At 42.0% G+C, this 15288-nt stretch carries 16 protein-coding genes and 2 pseudogenes; 6 read left to right on the top strand and 12 right to left on the bottom strand.

Translation table 11 applies throughout. From position 1 onward, the window contains the following. Window positions 1–50: 50 nt before the first annotated feature. Window positions 51–1904, bottom strand: coding sequence for a serine/threonine-protein kinase (locus DACSA_RS12320; protein ID WP_156800783.1), 1854 nt, complete (start codon window positions 1902–1904; stop codon window positions 51–53). A 150-nt stretch (window positions 1905–2054) separates the two neighbouring features. Next, the gene (locus tag DACSA_RS20745; protein WP_156800782.1) at window positions 2055–2273 is read right to left on the bottom strand and encodes a hypothetical protein; all 219 of its coding nucleotides are present in this window, start codon (window positions 2271–2273) and stop codon (window positions 2055–2057) included. Window positions 2274–2354: 81 nt separating this feature from the next. Here DACSA_RS20745 and DACSA_RS12315 point away from each other — a divergent pair, with 81 nt between their 5' ends. Together DACSA_RS12315 and DACSA_RS12310 are read left to right on the top strand one after the other, a co-directional pair. Further along, window positions 2355–2582, top strand: a complete 228-nt coding sequence (locus DACSA_RS12315) for an addiction module protein (RefSeq protein WP_015230062.1) — start codon at window positions 2355–2357, stop codon at window positions 2580–2582. Further along, complete coding sequence (locus DACSA_RS12310) at window positions 2579–2875, top strand: type II toxin-antitoxin system RelE/ParE family toxin (protein ID WP_015230061.1); 297 nt, start codon at window positions 2579–2581, stop codon at window positions 2873–2875. Before DACSA_RS12315 ends, DACSA_RS12310 begins: the two co-directional genes overlap by 4 nt. Window positions 2876–3172: 297 nt before the next feature. On the opposite strand, the gene DACSA_RS12305 is transcribed toward DACSA_RS12310, so the two are convergent. The 6 genes and pseudogenes from DACSA_RS12305 to DACSA_RS12280 all read right to left on the bottom strand — a co-directional run. Then, window positions 3173–3829: a Uma2 family endonuclease gene (locus tag DACSA_RS12305; protein WP_015230060.1), complete on the bottom strand. Its 657-nt coding sequence runs from the start codon at window positions 3827–3829 to the stop codon at window positions 3173–3175. A 126-nt stretch (window positions 3830–3955) separates the two neighbouring features. Continuing rightward, a complete protein-coding gene (locus DACSA_RS12300) occupies window positions 3956–4603 on the bottom strand; it encodes a Uma2 family endonuclease (RefSeq protein WP_015230059.1) in 648 nt (215 codons plus the stop codon). A 12-nt stretch (window positions 4604–4615) separates the two neighbouring features. After that, window positions 4616–5254 carry a Uma2 family endonuclease gene (locus DACSA_RS12295; protein ID WP_015230058.1) on the bottom strand — a complete coding sequence of 213 codons (639 nt, stop codon included), beginning with the start codon at window positions 5252–5254 and terminating at the stop codon, window positions 4616–4618. A 21-nt stretch (window positions 5255–5275) separates the two neighbouring features. Further along, on the bottom strand, window positions 5276–5722 hold the full coding sequence (locus DACSA_RS12290; protein WP_041235476.1) for a VOC family protein: 447 nt from the start codon (window positions 5720–5722) through the stop codon (window positions 5276–5278). A 293-nt stretch (window positions 5723–6015) separates the two neighbouring features. Next, the gene (locus DACSA_RS12285) at window positions 6016–6522 is read right to left on the bottom strand and encodes a TIGR02652 family protein (protein WP_015230056.1); all 507 of its coding nucleotides are present in this window, start codon (window positions 6520–6522) and stop codon (window positions 6016–6018) included. A gap of 170 nt (window positions 6523–6692) precedes the next feature. Beyond that, window positions 6693–7142: pseudogene (locus DACSA_RS12280) on the bottom strand (mechanosensitive ion channel family protein); the annotation flags it as partial. Window positions 7143–7323: 181 nt separating this feature from the next. Between DACSA_RS12280 and DACSA_RS18330 the strand changes: the two are divergent. Continuing rightward, window positions 7324–8082, top strand: coding sequence for a lysozyme inhibitor LprI family protein (locus DACSA_RS18330; RefSeq protein WP_015230055.1), 759 nt, complete (start codon window positions 7324–7326; stop codon window positions 8080–8082). Between the two features lie 59 nt (window positions 8083–8141). Further along, complete coding sequence (mnmE, locus tag DACSA_RS12270; RefSeq protein WP_015230054.1) at window positions 8142–9509, top strand: tRNA uridine-5-carboxymethylaminomethyl(34) synthesis GTPase MnmE; 1368 nt, start codon at window positions 8142–8144, stop codon at window positions 9507–9509. 9 nt (window positions 9510–9518) lie between these two features. Here mnmE and DACSA_RS12265 read toward each other — a convergent pair whose 3' ends face one another. After that, window positions 9519–10586, bottom strand: coding sequence for a RuBisCO accumulation factor 1 (locus DACSA_RS12265; protein WP_015230053.1), 1068 nt, complete (start codon window positions 10584–10586; stop codon window positions 9519–9521). A 112-nt stretch (window positions 10587–10698) separates the two neighbouring features. Here DACSA_RS12265 and DACSA_RS19210 point away from each other — a divergent pair, with 112 nt between their 5' ends. Together DACSA_RS19210 and DACSA_RS12260 are read left to right on the top strand one after the other, a co-directional pair. Beyond that, window positions 10699–10890 carry a hypothetical protein gene (locus DACSA_RS19210; RefSeq protein ID WP_156800781.1) on the top strand — a complete coding sequence of 64 codons (192 nt, stop codon included), beginning with the start codon at window positions 10699–10701 and terminating at the stop codon, window positions 10888–10890. Window positions 10891–11168: 278 nt separating this feature from the next. Continuing rightward, the gene (locus DACSA_RS12260; RefSeq protein WP_015230052.1) at window positions 11169–12455 is read left to right on the top strand and encodes a glutamyl-tRNA reductase; all 1287 of its coding nucleotides are present in this window, start codon (window positions 11169–11171) and stop codon (window positions 12453–12455) included. 255 nt (window positions 12456–12710) lie between these two features. On the opposite strand, the pseudogene rbsK reads toward DACSA_RS12260, so the two are convergent. The 3 genes and pseudogenes from rbsK to cobU all read right to left on the bottom strand — a co-directional run bounded on the left by rbsK (window position 12711) and on the right by cobU (window position 14995). Continuing rightward, window positions 12711–13654, bottom strand: a pseudogene (gene rbsK / locus DACSA_RS12255) (ribokinase). Window positions 13655–13752: 98 nt separating this feature from the next. Further along, window positions 13753–14262 carry a hypothetical protein gene (locus tag DACSA_RS12250; protein WP_015230050.1) on the bottom strand — a complete coding sequence of 170 codons (510 nt, stop codon included), beginning with the start codon at window positions 14260–14262 and terminating at the stop codon, window positions 13753–13755. A gap of 172 nt (window positions 14263–14434) precedes the next feature. Further along, the gene (cobU, locus tag DACSA_RS12245; protein WP_015230049.1) at window positions 14435–14995 is read right to left on the bottom strand and encodes a bifunctional adenosylcobinamide kinase/adenosylcobinamide-phosphate guanylyltransferase; all 561 of its coding nucleotides are present in this window, start codon (window positions 14993–14995) and stop codon (window positions 14435–14437) included. Window positions 14996–15288 lie beyond the last annotated feature (293 nt).

Raw genomic sequence — 15288 nt, 5'->3', positions numbered from 1 at the left:
ATCCCCCCAACCCCCCTTATTAAGGGGGGCTAGGGATCATCCTATCCGTTTCAAATACAGAGTTTAATCGTCTCATCCTCACTACCACTCGCCAAAAATATCCCATCAGGGCTAAAAGCAAGACTTGTCACTGCTTTAAGGTGACGAAGAGAAGCACTAGAAACTGATGTTTCCTCCTCAAGTTCAATTCGTCTCACCGTTTGATCACTACTTCCACTAACCAAATATTTGCCGTTAGGACTAAATTTTACAGCATTGACCGCCCATTGATGTCCCTGTAGCGTCTGTTTAAGCTGTTGTCTGGTTAAATCCCAAAGTTTAACCGTACAATCCCAGTCACCACTTCCACTGGCTAAATCATTACCATCGGGACTAAAATCAAGACTCTTAACAGAGTCGGTATGTCCCGTTAAGGAAAACAATGGTTTCAATCCGTAAACTTCCCAAACTTGAATCTGACTCTCGACACTTCCCACCGCAAATGTTTCTCCATCTCGACTCAAGGCGATCGTATAAATTCTTCCCTGTTCCCAGGTTAATCGATCGAGCGCTTTTCCAGTGTGTAAATTCCACAAAATCACCTCTCCCCCCTCACTCCCACTGATTAAAAGATCGCCATAAGGACTCACCTGTAACGTTTTCACCCCATAACGATGTCCTTTCAATGTTTGCTGTAGCTTTTGCGTGGTGAGATTCCAGACTTTAATTGTTTTATCAAGACTCCCACTGATCAAAAACTGTCCATCGGAACTAAATTTAACCGCTGTTATCGGTGCGGAATGTTGCGTTAACTTGTAATGCTTTTCCCACTCTCCCACACGCCACAACCGAACACAATTCTCTTTTCCAATTAATTTTCCCCATTCTGATCCACCGCCACTGGCGAGAAGTGTCCCATCAGGACTAAAATTAACTGTATAAATTGCACCTTTGCCACTGTACAGTTTAATCACAGATGAGGTTTCTTTCTTGTCGGGTTGTGGTGAAGGAGACAACACAGGAAGAGGAGATAACACCCCTAACGCATCTAAAACTTCTTTCCCAGACTGATAGCGTTGCTTAAGATCAAAAGCGGTCATCCCATCAAGAATCGCCGCCAGAGAATCACTCACAGGGGAGTCTTGACAGTAATCTCGCCATAGTAGTTGGTTTTCTGTTGGGTTATACAAATCGAAGGGAGAAACCCCAGTTAGTAGGTATAAACAAGTTACTCCTAAACTATAGATATCACTAGCAAAGGTGGGTTTTCCATACACTTGTTCTGGTGCGGCATAACCTGGAGAACCGATAATTGTTCCAGTTTTTACTAAATTCCGTAATGATGCGAGTTTTGCTGCCCCAAAATCGACTAAAACATATTCTGATTGTTTTTGGGAACAAGAAATGATGTTTTCTGGTTTGATGTCGCGATGAATAACAGTGTTTTTCTGGAGATAGTCTAACACGGGAAGTAAACTAGAAAGGAGTTTTCTGATTTCTCGTTCACTGAAGGTTTGATTTTGAGAAAGTTGGGTTTCAAGATTTTCTCCTGTAATCCATTCTTGAATCAGGTATTGATAGGTTTCTTGTTCTAGGTGAGCATATAATTGGGGAATTTGAGGATGATTTCCTAAGTCTTCTAATCGTTGGGCTTCGGAATGGAAAAGCTCGATCGCCTTTTGAGAATTCAGGGTAATTCCGTCTTCACTTGTCGGGAAAAATTGTTTGATTAGACAGGGACGATTTTCGATAAGATCTTCTCCGAAAAATGTTCGTCCAAAGCGCCCACTGGCGATGAGTTTTTGGGCTTGATATTGGTTTTTAAGTTGGAGAAGAAAGCCACAGTTGTTGCATTTTTGCCGATCGAGATCGTTTTTTGGGTGTGAACAGTATGGATTGAAACAGTAAGCAATGTCTTGATTCATTACTTTCCCCAATTGCAAATTATTTCTCATGGTAAGCCATCTGCATTAGAAATTAATACAGCTTCCCCTCTTGGTGTATTTTTGTAAATTTTCTTTTATGTGATTGAAATCATTGCTTTTTTTTTAAGATTGTTATAGTTTTTGCAAGTTTTAGCGCGATCGAGCGAAGCTCGCTGCCAGAGGCGATCGCGCAACTTCCACAACACAACTCAACATTTCTTTTTGGAGAAAAATTACAATGATGAATCTTAAATCTTTAACTGCTTTTAGCTTAAGTGGCTTGGCAATGGTCATGGCAAGTTTTGTCAAACCCGCAGAAGCTGTCATTATTAGCCCTGTATCAGCGACAGCAAGTTCAGAGTTCAGCACTGACTTTGATATTGGCAACACCATTGATCAATCAGGATTTGGTTAGACTATTGTTGACGGCTTTTTAATTAAACGATCACCGTGAGCAATCATCCCCTTCTCAAAGTAGAAATCTCTCAACTTAGCACTGCTGAACGCATCCAACTCGCTGAAGACCTCTGGGATAGCATTTTGGATCAGCAAAATGAATTGCCTTTAACTGATGCACAGAAACAGGAACTCGATCGTCGCTTAGAAAACGATCGACAAGATGCAACTGTTGGTTCAACCTGGGAAGAAGTTAAACAACGACTCGGTTTTTTCCAATGACCTACAGACTGATCATCCGTCCACAAGCAGAATTGGATATTCAAGATGCTTTTGAATGGTATGAGGCACAAACTCTGGGGTTAGGCTCTGAGTTCATTCGGGCAGTTGATGCTTGTCTATCTGCTATTGGACGTAACCCACTGGCTTATCAAATTATCTACAAACAAGCACGACAAGCATTGATTCGGCGTTTTCCTTACAGAATTCTTTATGTATTTGACCAAGAGATCATTACTGTGGTCGCGTGCTTTCACAGTAAACGTGATCCGAAATCATGGCAAGCTCGTCTCTGATGAAAAAATCAGAAACCACTCTTGCTCTCCTTGGCGGTTACATGGGCGTGAAAAAATTCCGTCAGCGCCAAGCTAAGGGTTAATTGTAGTCTGCGCTGCCAGAAGGTAAAACATAATTACCAATAATGATTGATTTTAATTTGACAGGGAGAAATGTTCTCCCTTTTTTTGTGCTTGATCTCTCCAAGCCTGCGTTATTTAAGTTAAAGAGCATCGATCTTTCGTAGCGAAACCCAACTTTTCCAAGGACTACATTGTAGGGTTTGCCTTGCCCACCCTACGATAACTTCATGCTGTTTACTGTAACTTTATTTTTCCAAAATATAACTTTTCAAACTGACGTAAAGCAACACTTGACCCCTCATTCCATCCTAATTCAACATATTTCGGTAAAATTTTCGGAACATCAATTTCAGGAAATAAGCCACTGACGGCACTTTCACGATAACTTTCCCCTCCTAACAGATAAACTTTTAAGATTCCTTGACGATAAATCCATAATTCAGGTACTTTGAGTATCTCATAAGCTCGTAGATCAGTGATTGAGGTAAGATCAACTTCAATCGCTAAATCAGGGGGGGGATCAACAGTTAGATTAATTCTTTCTTTTCCTAAGATAGCTTGCCGATTTTGGATATAAAAACAGGCATCAGGTTCTACTCCTGCCTGTAGTGGTATTTTTAAGGTAATCGGGTCAAAAGATTGCCAGTCTTGCTTGTTTTGACGTAAAAGCACTTTGACCAAATCTCTGAGGGTATCAATGCGGTTTCCATGACTTGGTAAAGGAGACATCAGACGAATTTCTTGGGTTTTTGAATTAAACGATAGTTTAGGGATCAATTTTTCTTGACGTAGCTTCAGTAAGTGTTCATAATCTTGCCAGGTCTGATCCAAGAAAATCACCGCATCACCTGATGATAAAGTTAAAGTATCTTCACTAATGGTAATGAACATAAGCCAAATTTAAAAATGTTCTTAGTCTTTCGTCTTTCGTCATTTGTCCTTCATTTCAGTAACTAATGACCAATTAATTATTAATGATAGAAGTTGGGGAAGGCAAACCCGACTAACTCTAAAGATTTAAGAGTTTATAATGACTTCTCTTACCCAAGATCGAAATTGATTCATAGTCGCCACTTTTCCTTGAGTTTTACCTACTTCTAAATACTCAGGAATGACTTGCTTAATTGGAAACCGAGGAAACTGTAAACTTTCATCCGATAACACATATTTCCCAGACTTTAAGACATTAATTTCTAGCTTAGAGCCATCATAACGCCATAATTCTGGAACACCTAAAAGTTGATAATTATTGAAGCGAGTGCGGTTGGTAATATCAATTTCAATCACGAGATCAGGAGGAGGCCTCAGGTTTAAATCAATCCGTTTTTTCCCCCGCACGATCGCTTCATTTTGAATATAAAAACATTCGTCTGCTTCGACAGCTTGCGCCATTTTTTCTGATTTAAAAGTCGTTGCGCCTAAATTACGATATTCTTGTCCTAATTCTTCTAAAATAATTCTGACAAAATCGCTGATGAATGCTTTATTGTCTTCGTGTTCGGGAAGGGGAGTCATAATTTCTAAATTCCCATTACTATAAGAAATACGGCTCGATCGAGTTTCCCCTAATTCCTCTAAAATTTGTTCTAATTCTGACCAAGAAACATTTTTTATTAACGCTTGATGTCCAGGAGGAATTTCCCAACGTTTTAATTCTAATAACATCTTTTTTTCCGACTAAATTTGTTCTCTTACCCAACGTCGAAACTGTTTCATTATGGTAAGTTTTCCTTCACTTCTACTGGCTTCTAAATACTGAGGGATTACTTCTTTAATCGCCAATTGAGGAAACTGTAAACTCTCATCGGATAGAATATATGTTCCTGATTGTAAGCGATTAATTTCTAAGTTAGTGCCATCATAACGCCATAATTCTGGAACACCTAAAAGTTGATAATTCTTAAAGCGAGTGCGGTTGGTAATGTCAATTTCAATCACGAGATCAGGAGGAGGCATTCGGTTTAAATCAATCCGTTTTTTCCCCCGAACAATCGCTTCATTTTGAATATAAAAACATTCGTCTGCTTCGACAGCTTGCGCCATTTTTTCTGATTTAAATGTCGTTGCGCCTAAGTTCCAATATTCTTGTTCTAATTCTTCTAAAATAATCCTGACAAAATCGCTAATTAATACTTTACTATATTCGTGTTCGGGAAGGGGAGTCATAATTTCTAAATTCCCATTACTATAAGAAATACGGCTCGATCGAGTTTCCCCTAATTCCTCTAAAATTTGCTCTAATTCTGACCAAGAAACATTTTTAATCAGCGCTTGATGTCCAGGGGGAATTTCCCAACGTTTTAATTCTAATAACATCTTTTTTTCTAGCTTATTACTTTATTGATTGGGTTTTCCTTGATTACGAATAATTTCTAATGGTAGGCTATCCGCATCAGCAATAAATGCAACTTCATAAACTGTTTCCCCGATGATTTGTTGCGTGGGTTCAAGTAATACCTTTAAGGGAGAAATTTGTTCTGGGTTTTCCTTTGATGCGTTTTGAAAGCGCGATCGAACGTTCTCTAACCATTGTGGCAAACTGGCAGCAAACTCGGTAACATCAAAGGAAAGATGATAATATCCCACATAATGTTCATCATGGAACGCATCTGGTGCTGGTTTCGGCTGAGGAATTTGGATTAATTCTAAACGAGAGTTCCACCCCTCTAACCAACAAGCGAGAGTGTAACCTGTAGTAAATCTTTCTTGGATGGTAAAGCCGAATAATTCGTAAAATGCGATCGCGCGGTGAATATCTCCAGTGCGAATCGAAACGTGGTGCATCATAACAAGTAATTAGGGGTTGCTGAAAAAGTCCATTGGTTGGTTAAGTAAGGCAAAAGGCTTGCATGCAAGAGGCAAGAGGCAAGTTGCCTTAGGGTTGATTGATCGGTAGGAGGGGAAGATTTTGATGCAAGGTGCGTGACGATTGAACAATCAATGAACTTGCATTTTTATCTAAACTGAATCGCCTCAAATCCTTATTTGGTAAGACTTTCAGTTTCCCAACAGCAAGCCCTAATTAATTGACCACATTCCCCCAGAATTGGGGGTTAGGGGGCGATACCAATCACCACCTATTCAAACAAACGAAAATAGGGATAGCGTACAGGGACACCTGGTTCTTTTTCTAAATCAAAATTAATCACACCCCAACGGGGTTCTTCCTCTTCATCGGGACTAAACGCAATGGGTAAGCCATACAAACGCAGCTGATCCGATTTACTTTCTCCCCAGCGCGATCGATGCTTTTCTAGATAGGAGCTTACCAAATCTTTATAGCGATTGGCAATAATTACCCGTGTGGCGCGATATCCTTGAGTATAGAGTCGATCGAGCGCCTCGTGAATCTCAAAGCGAATGCCATCGGGATGAGTGTGTTGTCGATACCATTGACCTTCCCACATTCGCCAACAGCGCCCCGACTGTAAATGAACTAATTCCTCTGTCTTGGGATCAGCTTCAAACGCCCCATGACGCGAACATAAGTAGGTATCGGTTAAAGTAAGCGCGGGAATAGTTTGACGACAGTGGGGACACTTGATTTCCGCCCCAAAAATGGGGTATTGTAAAGCTGGATCCATACTTTCAGTTTACCTTCTGTTCTACGCCCTGGGTCATTAGTTTCATTATATCTGAGGAAAAAACAAAATCGCTGAATTTCGACCAGAGCAATTTCGTTTTTGTAACATCAACAACTAAACGGTTACGGGTGAATCAACATAAACAGTCGGTTCATTACAGGTAAATTCTATACCGTAACTGATCCTGATACTCGAATCCGCGTTGATCGAAGTCCAATTGATTCCACTCTCCCAAATGTTCCATCAGGTAAACCGATATAATCATCAGGAACAAAAGGACGATCAACATAAAGCACAATTCCCCCTAAAAGCTGTTCTAAACTTTTTTGAGCCGCAAAAGCAACGGCTAAACCACCAACCCGTAAACTGGCGATTAAACCAAATAAATTAACATCATGGGTTTGAGCAAAAATGATGATTACAACTAAGATAATGCTGGCATTTATGATCAGTTTTCCTAATAATAAAAGCTCACTATTTATCTTGCGTTTACTTTGAATTGCTGCATCTAAAAGAGATTGATCGAAGTAGCGACTAAAAATACTTGCACCCAGCCAAGAGACTAAAATTGCAACAGTCAAAGCGAGGGTAACTTCAATTAAGTTAGTCCAATTTTCTTCAATCCAATATTTTAATATCAGAACTCATTCTCTTGCGTGAATAACTGTTGAATGTTTTGGAACAGGTTCTCCATAATCCTTAAAATTAGATGCTGACTGAGGAGCTACAATAATGATAAAAAAGACCAACGATAAAGGATTCACGATGAAGGAGAAGTGTTGAGTAACACTAACATCAATCATGAAAACAAGAACTCAGAAAATAATACATCACTGGCTTAGTTTATGTAAGCGCGATCTTTGTTGGCAATTCATTGGTTTAAGTGTACCCTCTGTATTAGTTCTTGGCTTTGCTTCACTCGCGCAAGCGGAGAGTCCGTTTAATGGAAGCCCCAGTTTTAATTGTAGTCAGGCGATCACCCCTACCGAGCATCTAATTTGCACAGAAGAGGATTTAAGCTGGCTAGATCGTCAAATGGCAAAACTTTATCAGGGGATTCGGGAACAGCTAACCCCAGAAGCCCGCCAAACCCTGATTAAGACACAACAGGATTGGTTACAAAAGCGTGATCAATGTCAGTCTAATCGTGACTGTACTCGACAAGCCTATATGGATCGTCTGCAAACTCTCGCCCAAACTTATCAAGTGACCCCACACCCTAACAGTTACTCCCATGATCATCCCAACATCACAGGTCAGTTGCTTCTCGTTGGTCATCTTAATGGCAGTGTCTCCGCTTGGATTAGCACTGTGAGCAGTCCCTACAGTCACCTTTGTCGAGTTAGTTTTGAAGGAGCTAGACCAAAAGATTCATCACCTCAACAATTGATCTGGAACGATTGCTCTAATACGGAAAACACAATTTCTCAATCTGAAGCCTGTCAAGTTACCCTAAACCTTAGTGATATTTTTGTGGATGTTGAAGCTCAAAATTGCGAGTTTTATTGTGGTTTGAACGGCTATTTTTCTGGACGCTATATTCGGGAAGATTATCCTTAATCTACTATCTAATCCCGATTAAAAAACGCATTACTATAATACATACAAAGGATAAACTTATGCAAGGAGATACGATCGTCGCTATTGCGACTCCAGTTGTTCCTCAACAAGGTAGCGTGGGAATTGTGCGCTTATCAGGGGAAAAGGCGCTTTCCATTGCGAAAAGTCTGTTTCATGCCCCAGGAAAACAAGTTTGGGAGTCTCACCGCATTCTCTACGGTTATGTTTCTCATCCTGAAACTGGAAAAACGGTTGATGAGGCGTTACTCTTAATTATGCAGTCTCCTCGCTCTTATACAAAAGAGGATGTGGTCGAGTTTCACTGTCACGGCGGTATGATTCCCGTACAACAGGTGTTAAACTTGTGTTTGGAGCAGGGGGCAAGATTGGCTCAACAGGGAGAGTTTACTCTTCGTGCGTTTCTCAATGGACGAATTGATCTCACTCAAGCGGAAAGTATTGCGGAGTTGGTAGGCGCAAAATCGCCACAAGCTGGGGAAATGGCTTTGGCTGGGTTACAAGGAAAGTTGGCGCAACCGATTCGGGAGTTACGCAGCACTTGTTTAGATATTTTGGCGGAGGTGGAAGCGCGAGTGGATTTTGCTGATGAGTTACCGCCTTTGGATAATACGGAAATTCAGCAACAGGTGAAGGCGGTTTTAAGTCGCGTTGAAGATTTCCTCAATACAGCCGATCAAGGGGAATTACTTCGTACAGGGATTAAAGTGGCGATCGTGGGACGACCGAATGTGGGAAAATCCAGTTTACTGAATGCTTGGAGTCGCACCGATCGAGCGATCGTCACTGAGTTACCTGGAACGACACGAGATGTTGTGGAGTCGAATCTAGTGGTGGGAGGGATTCCAGTGGAGGTGTTAGATACCGCGGGGATTAGAGAGACAGAGGATCAGGTGGAAAAAATTGGAGTTGCTCGATCGCGCCAAGCGGCGGAAAAAGCTGATCTCATTTTACACACCATTGACGCGCAATTGGGATGGACAGAAGAAGATGATCTAATCTATGAACAGGTTAAAGCTCGTCCATTGATTTTAGTCATTAATAAAACTGATCTCAAATCGCCCCAGACAGTGAACTATCCTGATACGATTCAAAACACTGTCGCCACCGCAGCCGCGCAATCTCAAGGCATTACAGACTTAGAAAGTGCTATCCTCAGTTTAGTGCAGAAAGGCAACGTTAACGCAGCGAATCGCGATTTTGCTATTAATCAACGTCAAGCAGCCACTTTAACTCGCGCCAAAACCGCTTTACAGCACGTTTTAGAAACGATCGAGCAGCAGCTTCCTTTAGATTTTTGGACGATCGATCTGCGAAGTGCGATCCAAGCCTTCGGAGAAATTACAGGAGAGGAAGTCACCGAATCCATGCTCGATCGAATTTTTAGTCGATTTTGCATTGGGAAATAGTGGCGTTGATTATTCCTCAACTTGCCAACTTTGCGCGATCGCCCCTTCATCAATAATACGCTTTGGACGTAAAATCAGAATCACCTTTCCTAATAACTTTTGTGGCGGCGCTTGTTCAAACCATCGAATCCCTAATCCCTCTTCAGCTTCCACTAAAAAATAACTGTGTAGATACCAATCCGTAGCCGCGCGATCGATCACCACTAAAAACGATTCATTGCGTAGAGAATCACTTTTCGGGAGTTCCTCTTTCTCACAAACGATCGCAACGGGATCACTAGCAGCACAAATCATCTGCCAACCTGGAAGCGCCACCCATTGTTCTTTCCCTGAAGTTTCAGTAATGCTAAATACTCCTTGGGGTTGCGGTTGGGAAACTGCCTCGAATTGTGAGACACTGGTTTTTAAGCTCGGAAGAACAGGAAGAATGCGAGGGAGTTCCTCTTCTTGTTCTAAACGATAGAGAGGAAGATTCGGCGCGGGTGTTACTGGAACAACGGTAAAATCACTGAGAAGGCTTTCAATTTTTTCTCTGGCGGTGTTAGAGTAGGCAAAGCGCAATCCTTGAGCAATGAGGCGCGATCGGGCTTGTAAATCCCTTTTCCCTCGCGCCAGTTTCCAGTAATGATAGGCGATCGCATCACCCGCACCATTGGTAAATCCGTCTGGGAGAGAACTTAAATAAGAGAACTCTTTAATCGCTTTGGCGATATCATGTGCTTCAGGCTGGGTTAAGTTTTTCTCAACGGCGAGAGTCGCCGCTTGCGATCGTTCCTGTGGGGGAAGAATACGAAATTCATACAGAATATCACTTCCTTTATTGCGAAAATGCTCTTTCACCTGATCTTCGACACCCGTTTCCGCGATCGTCTCATAAACTTGAGACGCAACAATCACTTGATTTTGGTGAACTGGCTCAAATCCAGTTTTTTCAAAAATGGTCTGTGTGTTGTATCCCGCTTTTTGTAACTGTTGACAAGATTTTCCCCACTCAACCCAATTTCCTTCTTTTTGTCGGAGTTGTCGGAAGATTTCAGTGGCGTTTTCTTCGGAAAGAGGTGACGGCTGTTCTGGCATGAATTACGGTAGGTTAAGCAAATGACTGTCCTCTACTAATTTATCGTAAATCCGTTCCCTAATCCTCATGGGTTGATCACTTCCCTACAGATTGTAAGCTACTAAGTAGGGTTTGCTGAAAAGGCAAAAGGCAAGAGGCAAGATGGGGAAGACGGGGGAGATGGGGAAGATGGGGGAGATGGGGAAGATGGGGGAGATGGGGGAGATGGGGGAGATGGGGGAGATGGGGGAGATGGGGAAGATGGGGGAGATGGGGGAGATGGGGGAGAAAAATCGCTCCCTTGTCTCCCTTGCACTTTTTTGAGGATTTAAGAGCCTTAAAACCAGATGGTACGTGAGTTTTAGCTTTCTTCAGCCAGCCCTAAGTAACTGATTAGATCAAGCACAACTGGTAACTGGTAACTGGTAACTGGTCACTGATTGGTGTTGGAGGTGGGGTTTAGAAAATTTTACAAAGTTTGTTTTCAAAATCTTTCATTTGACACACAATTCCGTATAAATTGCAAAAGATGGGAAGGAGGGATTTAGACTCCAGACTGTTTTTTATTGACGAGAAGAAGAAAATACTTTTAAGAGAACATAATGAATATCGTAGTTGTCGGTTTAAGCCATAAAACTGCACCTGTGGCGGTGCGCGAAAAGTTAAGTATTCAGGATCATGCGATCGAAGATGCGATCGCTCATTTACGCCAATTGCCTCACATTGAGGAAATTTCCATTCTTAGCACCTGTAACCGTCTAGAAATTTATGCGGTGATCACAGATGCAGAACAAGGCGTTCACGAAATTACCCAATTCTTATCCGAGCGCAGTGCTTACCCCATTTCCCAACTGCGACGACACCTCTTTATTCTCCTCCATCAAGATGCACTGCGGCATTTAATGCGCGTGGCAGCTGGTTTAGATAGTTTAGTCTTGGGAGAGGGACAAATTCTATCTCAGGTGAAACACGCTCACAAATTGGCGCAAAAGTATCAGGGAATTGGCAGACTGCTCGATCGACTCTTTAAACAAGCGCTCTCTGCAGGAAAACGAGTGCGGAGCAACACAAACTTAGGGACGGGTGCAATGTCCATTAGTTCCGCCGCCGTAGAATTGGCTCAAAGTAAGGTAAACAATCTCGAAGCGTATCACTGTACAATTATCGGTGCAGGGAAAATGGCGCGGTTGTTGGTACAACATCTGTTGGCGAAAGGAGCAACCCAAATTTCGATCGTCAATCGTTCCCAAAAACGAGCGGCAGACCTAGCGAAACAGTTTACAGATGCGGAATTACAATTGCATCCTCTCGAAGAAATGATGACAGTGATGGGAGAATCTCATCTAATTTTTACCAGCACCGCATCTAGTGAACCGATTCTCGATCGCGCGAAATTAGAACAAAATCTTGATCCCAATCACCATTTAAAACTCTTTGATATTTCTGTTCCTTTAAACATTGCCCCTGATGTTAACGAATTAGACTGGTTAGAAACCTATAACGTTGACGACTTAAAAGCAGTAGTGGCGAAAAATACCGCCAGTCGTCGTCAAATGGCGCAAGAAGCAGAAGCGTTACTTGATGAGGAGGTAGAATCATTTGAGGTGTGGTGGCGCTCTTTAGAAACTGTTCCCACCATTAGCTGTTTACGAGAAAAAGTGGAAACCATTCGGGAACAAGAACTAGAAAAAGCACTCTCCCGTTTAGGAACAGAGTTTGCAGAAAAACATCAAGAAGTGATTGAAGCGCTGACACGGGGAATTGTGAATAAAATTCTCCATGAACCGATGGTGGAATTACGAGCGCAGCAGGATATAGAAATGCGTCGCCGTACTATCCAATCTCTACAAAAACTGTTTAACCTCGATCCAGAGCAGCAATACGGTTAAGCACAAACAATTAGGGGCAAACCGTCGTTTGTCCCTATAAGTCTTTCCAGATAAAAAGTAGGTTGGGTGGAGGGAAGCGAAACCCAACACCAATTATAAGCAATTACCTGAACTTGATATAAAACCTTGCTACGTTGTGATTGATACAATAAACGAAAAACCTATGGATAGACCGTAGGGTTTGCCTTGCCCACCCTACAAGATGTAACATTTACTTTTTAAATTGGTATTAGCATTTCACAGTTAAAGGATAAGTTATAATTCCTTCCAGCCGACACGCTCCCCTAAAAATGTTGAAAGGGTTTCTTGATCGGGTAAAGCAGACTGCGCTCCCGCACGGGTTACTGTCAGCGCACCCGCCGCCGAGCCACAAATGATCGATCGTTGCAGGTTCATTCCACTACACAACGCCACTGCTAACCCCCCATTAAACGCATCTCCTGCCGCAACAGTATCAATAATTGGTTCAATATCGAATCCAGGGACAAAAAAGCTCTCTTCTCTATTCACACAATAAACCCCCTGTTGTCCTAATGTAATCATTACTGTTTCCACGCCCTGTTCCTGTAAATAGGTGGCGGCTTGTTGCGCTGAATCGGTATCGGTGACAGGAAACCCCACTAATTTCTCTGCTTCTAAGGCGTTGGGGGTGATGATGTTCAGGTTTCGATAAAGAGTAAACGGTAACGGTTGCGCTGGTGCAGGATCAAGAATGACTTTCACTCCCATTTCTCTAGCCAGTTCGGCGGCGGCTTCGATCGATGCTAAAGGGACTTCCAACTGCATCAATAAATACGCTGCCCCTTCTAAGTGAGGACGCAAGCGATCGACATCAGTTTCATCTAGATTCCCGTTGGCTTCAGGAATCACAATAATCTGGTTTTCTCCGTTACGATTAACCGTGATTACAGCAACGCCCGTGTGTGCCGTTTCATCCACTAAAATTCCTGTGGTATCCACTTGGCTTTCTCGCAACGATCGAAGCAATATTTCCCCAAAACTATCTTTCCCAATGCGTCCCACCATGCGACAAGGGAAGCCTAAACGAGACACCGCGATCGCCTGATTTGCCCCTTTTCCCCAGGAATCATCGCAAACCCTTCTCCTGTAATCGTTTCCCCTGCTAAAGGCAACTCGGAAGTATTGACGACTAAATCCATGTTGAGACTACCAAAGACAACGATATGAGACTGATTCATTGTTATTTTGACTGATCTAGCAGTTCTAATTCATTTGTAAAAAGTTGATAAACCGTTCCCCCCTTGCGAAGGGGGGTTAGGGGGGATTAATTTACAATTCATTTGCGATTGCCGTAATAGACTTCTGATGTTTTCGGAAAATCAGGAGAATGCTTTTCAATGCCATCTAGACGATTCCGAATCTCATCAAGGTTATCTTCCCCTTGTAAACGATTAGAAATGCCACCGAGATGTTGTTGATTATTGACAGGAAGATGAGGTTTAGGCAATTCATCATTGGGCCAATTTTCCACATCAACACAGGGACAAGCGCCAGTTTTTACCCCTGAATTTTTCAAGGGAATTGGCATTTCGCAACGAGCGCAGGGTTCAACATCCCAATCAGGAGAAAGTAACTCTTCCACCGTTTGATCCGTTCCCTGTAGGTAACAATGACCGCTTTCAGGGGATAAAATTTCTTGCCAACAGGCTTCAAATTCTGACGAAAACTGATCTTGTTGGATCACCGATTGAGGTTTTCTCACTTGCTGACCATTATTAATATAAACGGTTTTTCCCACTAAAAACCAGTAAGCAATATATTGTTTAACTTGTTGTTGAGATGCCATTTGAGACTCCTTATTTTATTAATGATTTAATCGTATGATATAGCAGTTCTAATTCATTCGTAAAAAGTTGATTAACCGTTCCCCCCTTTCAAAGGGGGGCTAGGGGGGATTAACCGTTCCCCCCTTACGAAGGGGGGTTAGGGGGGATTAATTTACAATTCATTTGGGATTGCTATATTGTCTTCAAGGATTGACCAATCTGATTTAAGGGTAAAGCATAACCACCAGTCACTAAGTAAACTTCTGTTGCAATTTCACCAATTCTTCGGGTTAGATTTCCTAATCGATCGCGAAATAAACGCCCGCTTTTATAAGCTGGAATCACCCCCCATCCCGTTTCTTCTCCCACTAAAATGATCTCAGATGAAGCATTTTCTAAACTGTTTAAAAGAGAAATGACGGTTTCTTCCCAGTCTTGATCTTCCGTTTCTAAACCGTTAGCCACCCAAGTTCCCAAAGAGTCAATTAATAAACAGTCTTCCCCTTTTCTTTCCGTGATATAGGCACTTAAAGCAGTGGGAATTTCTACCGTTGACCAAGATTGCGGACGACGTAAAGCGTGTTTTTCGATCTTTTTTTGCCATGCTGGATCATCGGGATGTGCGATCGCGGTTGCAATGTAAGTTACAGGTTTTTGTGATGCTTTTGCCAAGTTTTCTGCCCATTCACTCTTACCGCAACTAGCCGCTCCCAACACGAGAATCACTTTTCCTTTTGTTGCTACTTCTTCCATTTTAACGAACAATTATCCTGCATTTACCAATTAAAAATCTTAAGGTTTTCTTATGCCATTTTGAACAATTGGCGCTGATATAGCGATCCCATATCATTTGTAAAAAGTTGACTCACGAAAGCCCCCCAGAATTGGGGGGTTTGGGGGGCAAATCATTTACAATTCATTTAGGATTGCTATAGAGGTTAGGGATGATTTTTAATTCAACTAAAACCCTGCCTGCATACAATATTTTCCAAATTTCAACCACTCCTTTTCCTTATGGTTACTCTTCGATAACTCTTTAAATCCTT

Origin of the sequence: Dactylococcopsis salina PCC 8305 (genome assembly GCF_000317615.1) — a bacterium.
In the GTDB taxonomy this organism is placed as follows: Bacteria; Cyanobacteriota; Cyanobacteriia; order Cyanobacteriales; family Rubidibacteraceae; genus Halothece; species Halothece salina.
The sequence above is the reverse complement of the archived record's forward strand: the minus strand, read 5'-3'. Positions and strand labels throughout refer to the sequence as shown.

Coding starts and splice junctions, on each gene's coding strand:
- DACSA_RS18330 (WP_015230055.1), top strand. CDS start 7,324: ATGAAAACAAGAACTCAGAAAATAATACATCACTGGCTTAGTTTATGT.
- DACSA_RS12295 (WP_015230058.1), bottom strand. CDS start 5,254: ATGTTATTAGAATTAAAACGTTGGGAAATTCCCCCTGGACATCAAGCG.
- DACSA_RS12310 (WP_015230061.1), top strand. CDS start 2,579: ATGACCTACAGACTGATCATCCGTCCACAAGCAGAATTGGATATTCAA.
- DACSA_RS12250 (WP_015230050.1), bottom strand. CDS start 14,262: ATGGCATCTCAACAACAAGTTAAACAATATATTGCTTACTGGTTTTTA.
- DACSA_RS12320 (WP_156800783.1), bottom strand. CDS start 1,904: ATGAATCAAGACATTGCTTACTGTTTCAATCCATACTGTTCACACCCA.
- DACSA_RS12265 (WP_015230053.1), bottom strand. CDS start 10,586: ATGCCAGAACAGCCGTCACCTCTTTCCGAAGAAAACGCCACTGAAATC.
- cobU (WP_015230049.1), bottom strand. CDS start 14,995: ATGGAAGAAGTAGCAACAAAAGGAAAAGTGATTCTCGTGTTGGGAGCG.
- DACSA_RS12285 (WP_015230056.1), bottom strand. CDS start 6,522: ATGGATCCAGCTTTACAATACCCCATTTTTGGGGCGGAAATCAAGTGT.
- DACSA_RS12290 (WP_041235476.1), bottom strand. CDS start 5,722: ATGCACCACGTTTCGATTCGCACTGGAGATATTCACCGCGCGATCGCA.
- DACSA_RS12305 (WP_015230060.1), bottom strand. CDS start 3,829: ATGTTCATTACCATTAGTGAAGATACTTTAACTTTATCATCAGGTGAT.
- DACSA_RS12300 (WP_015230059.1), bottom strand. CDS start 4,603: ATGTTATTAGAATTAAAACGTTGGGAAATTCCTCCTGGACATCAAGCG.
- DACSA_RS12260 (WP_015230052.1), top strand. CDS start 11,169: ATGAATATCGTAGTTGTCGGTTTAAGCCATAAAACTGCACCTGTGGCG.
- mnmE (WP_015230054.1), top strand. CDS start 8,142: ATGCAAGGAGATACGATCGTCGCTATTGCGACTCCAGTTGTTCCTCAA.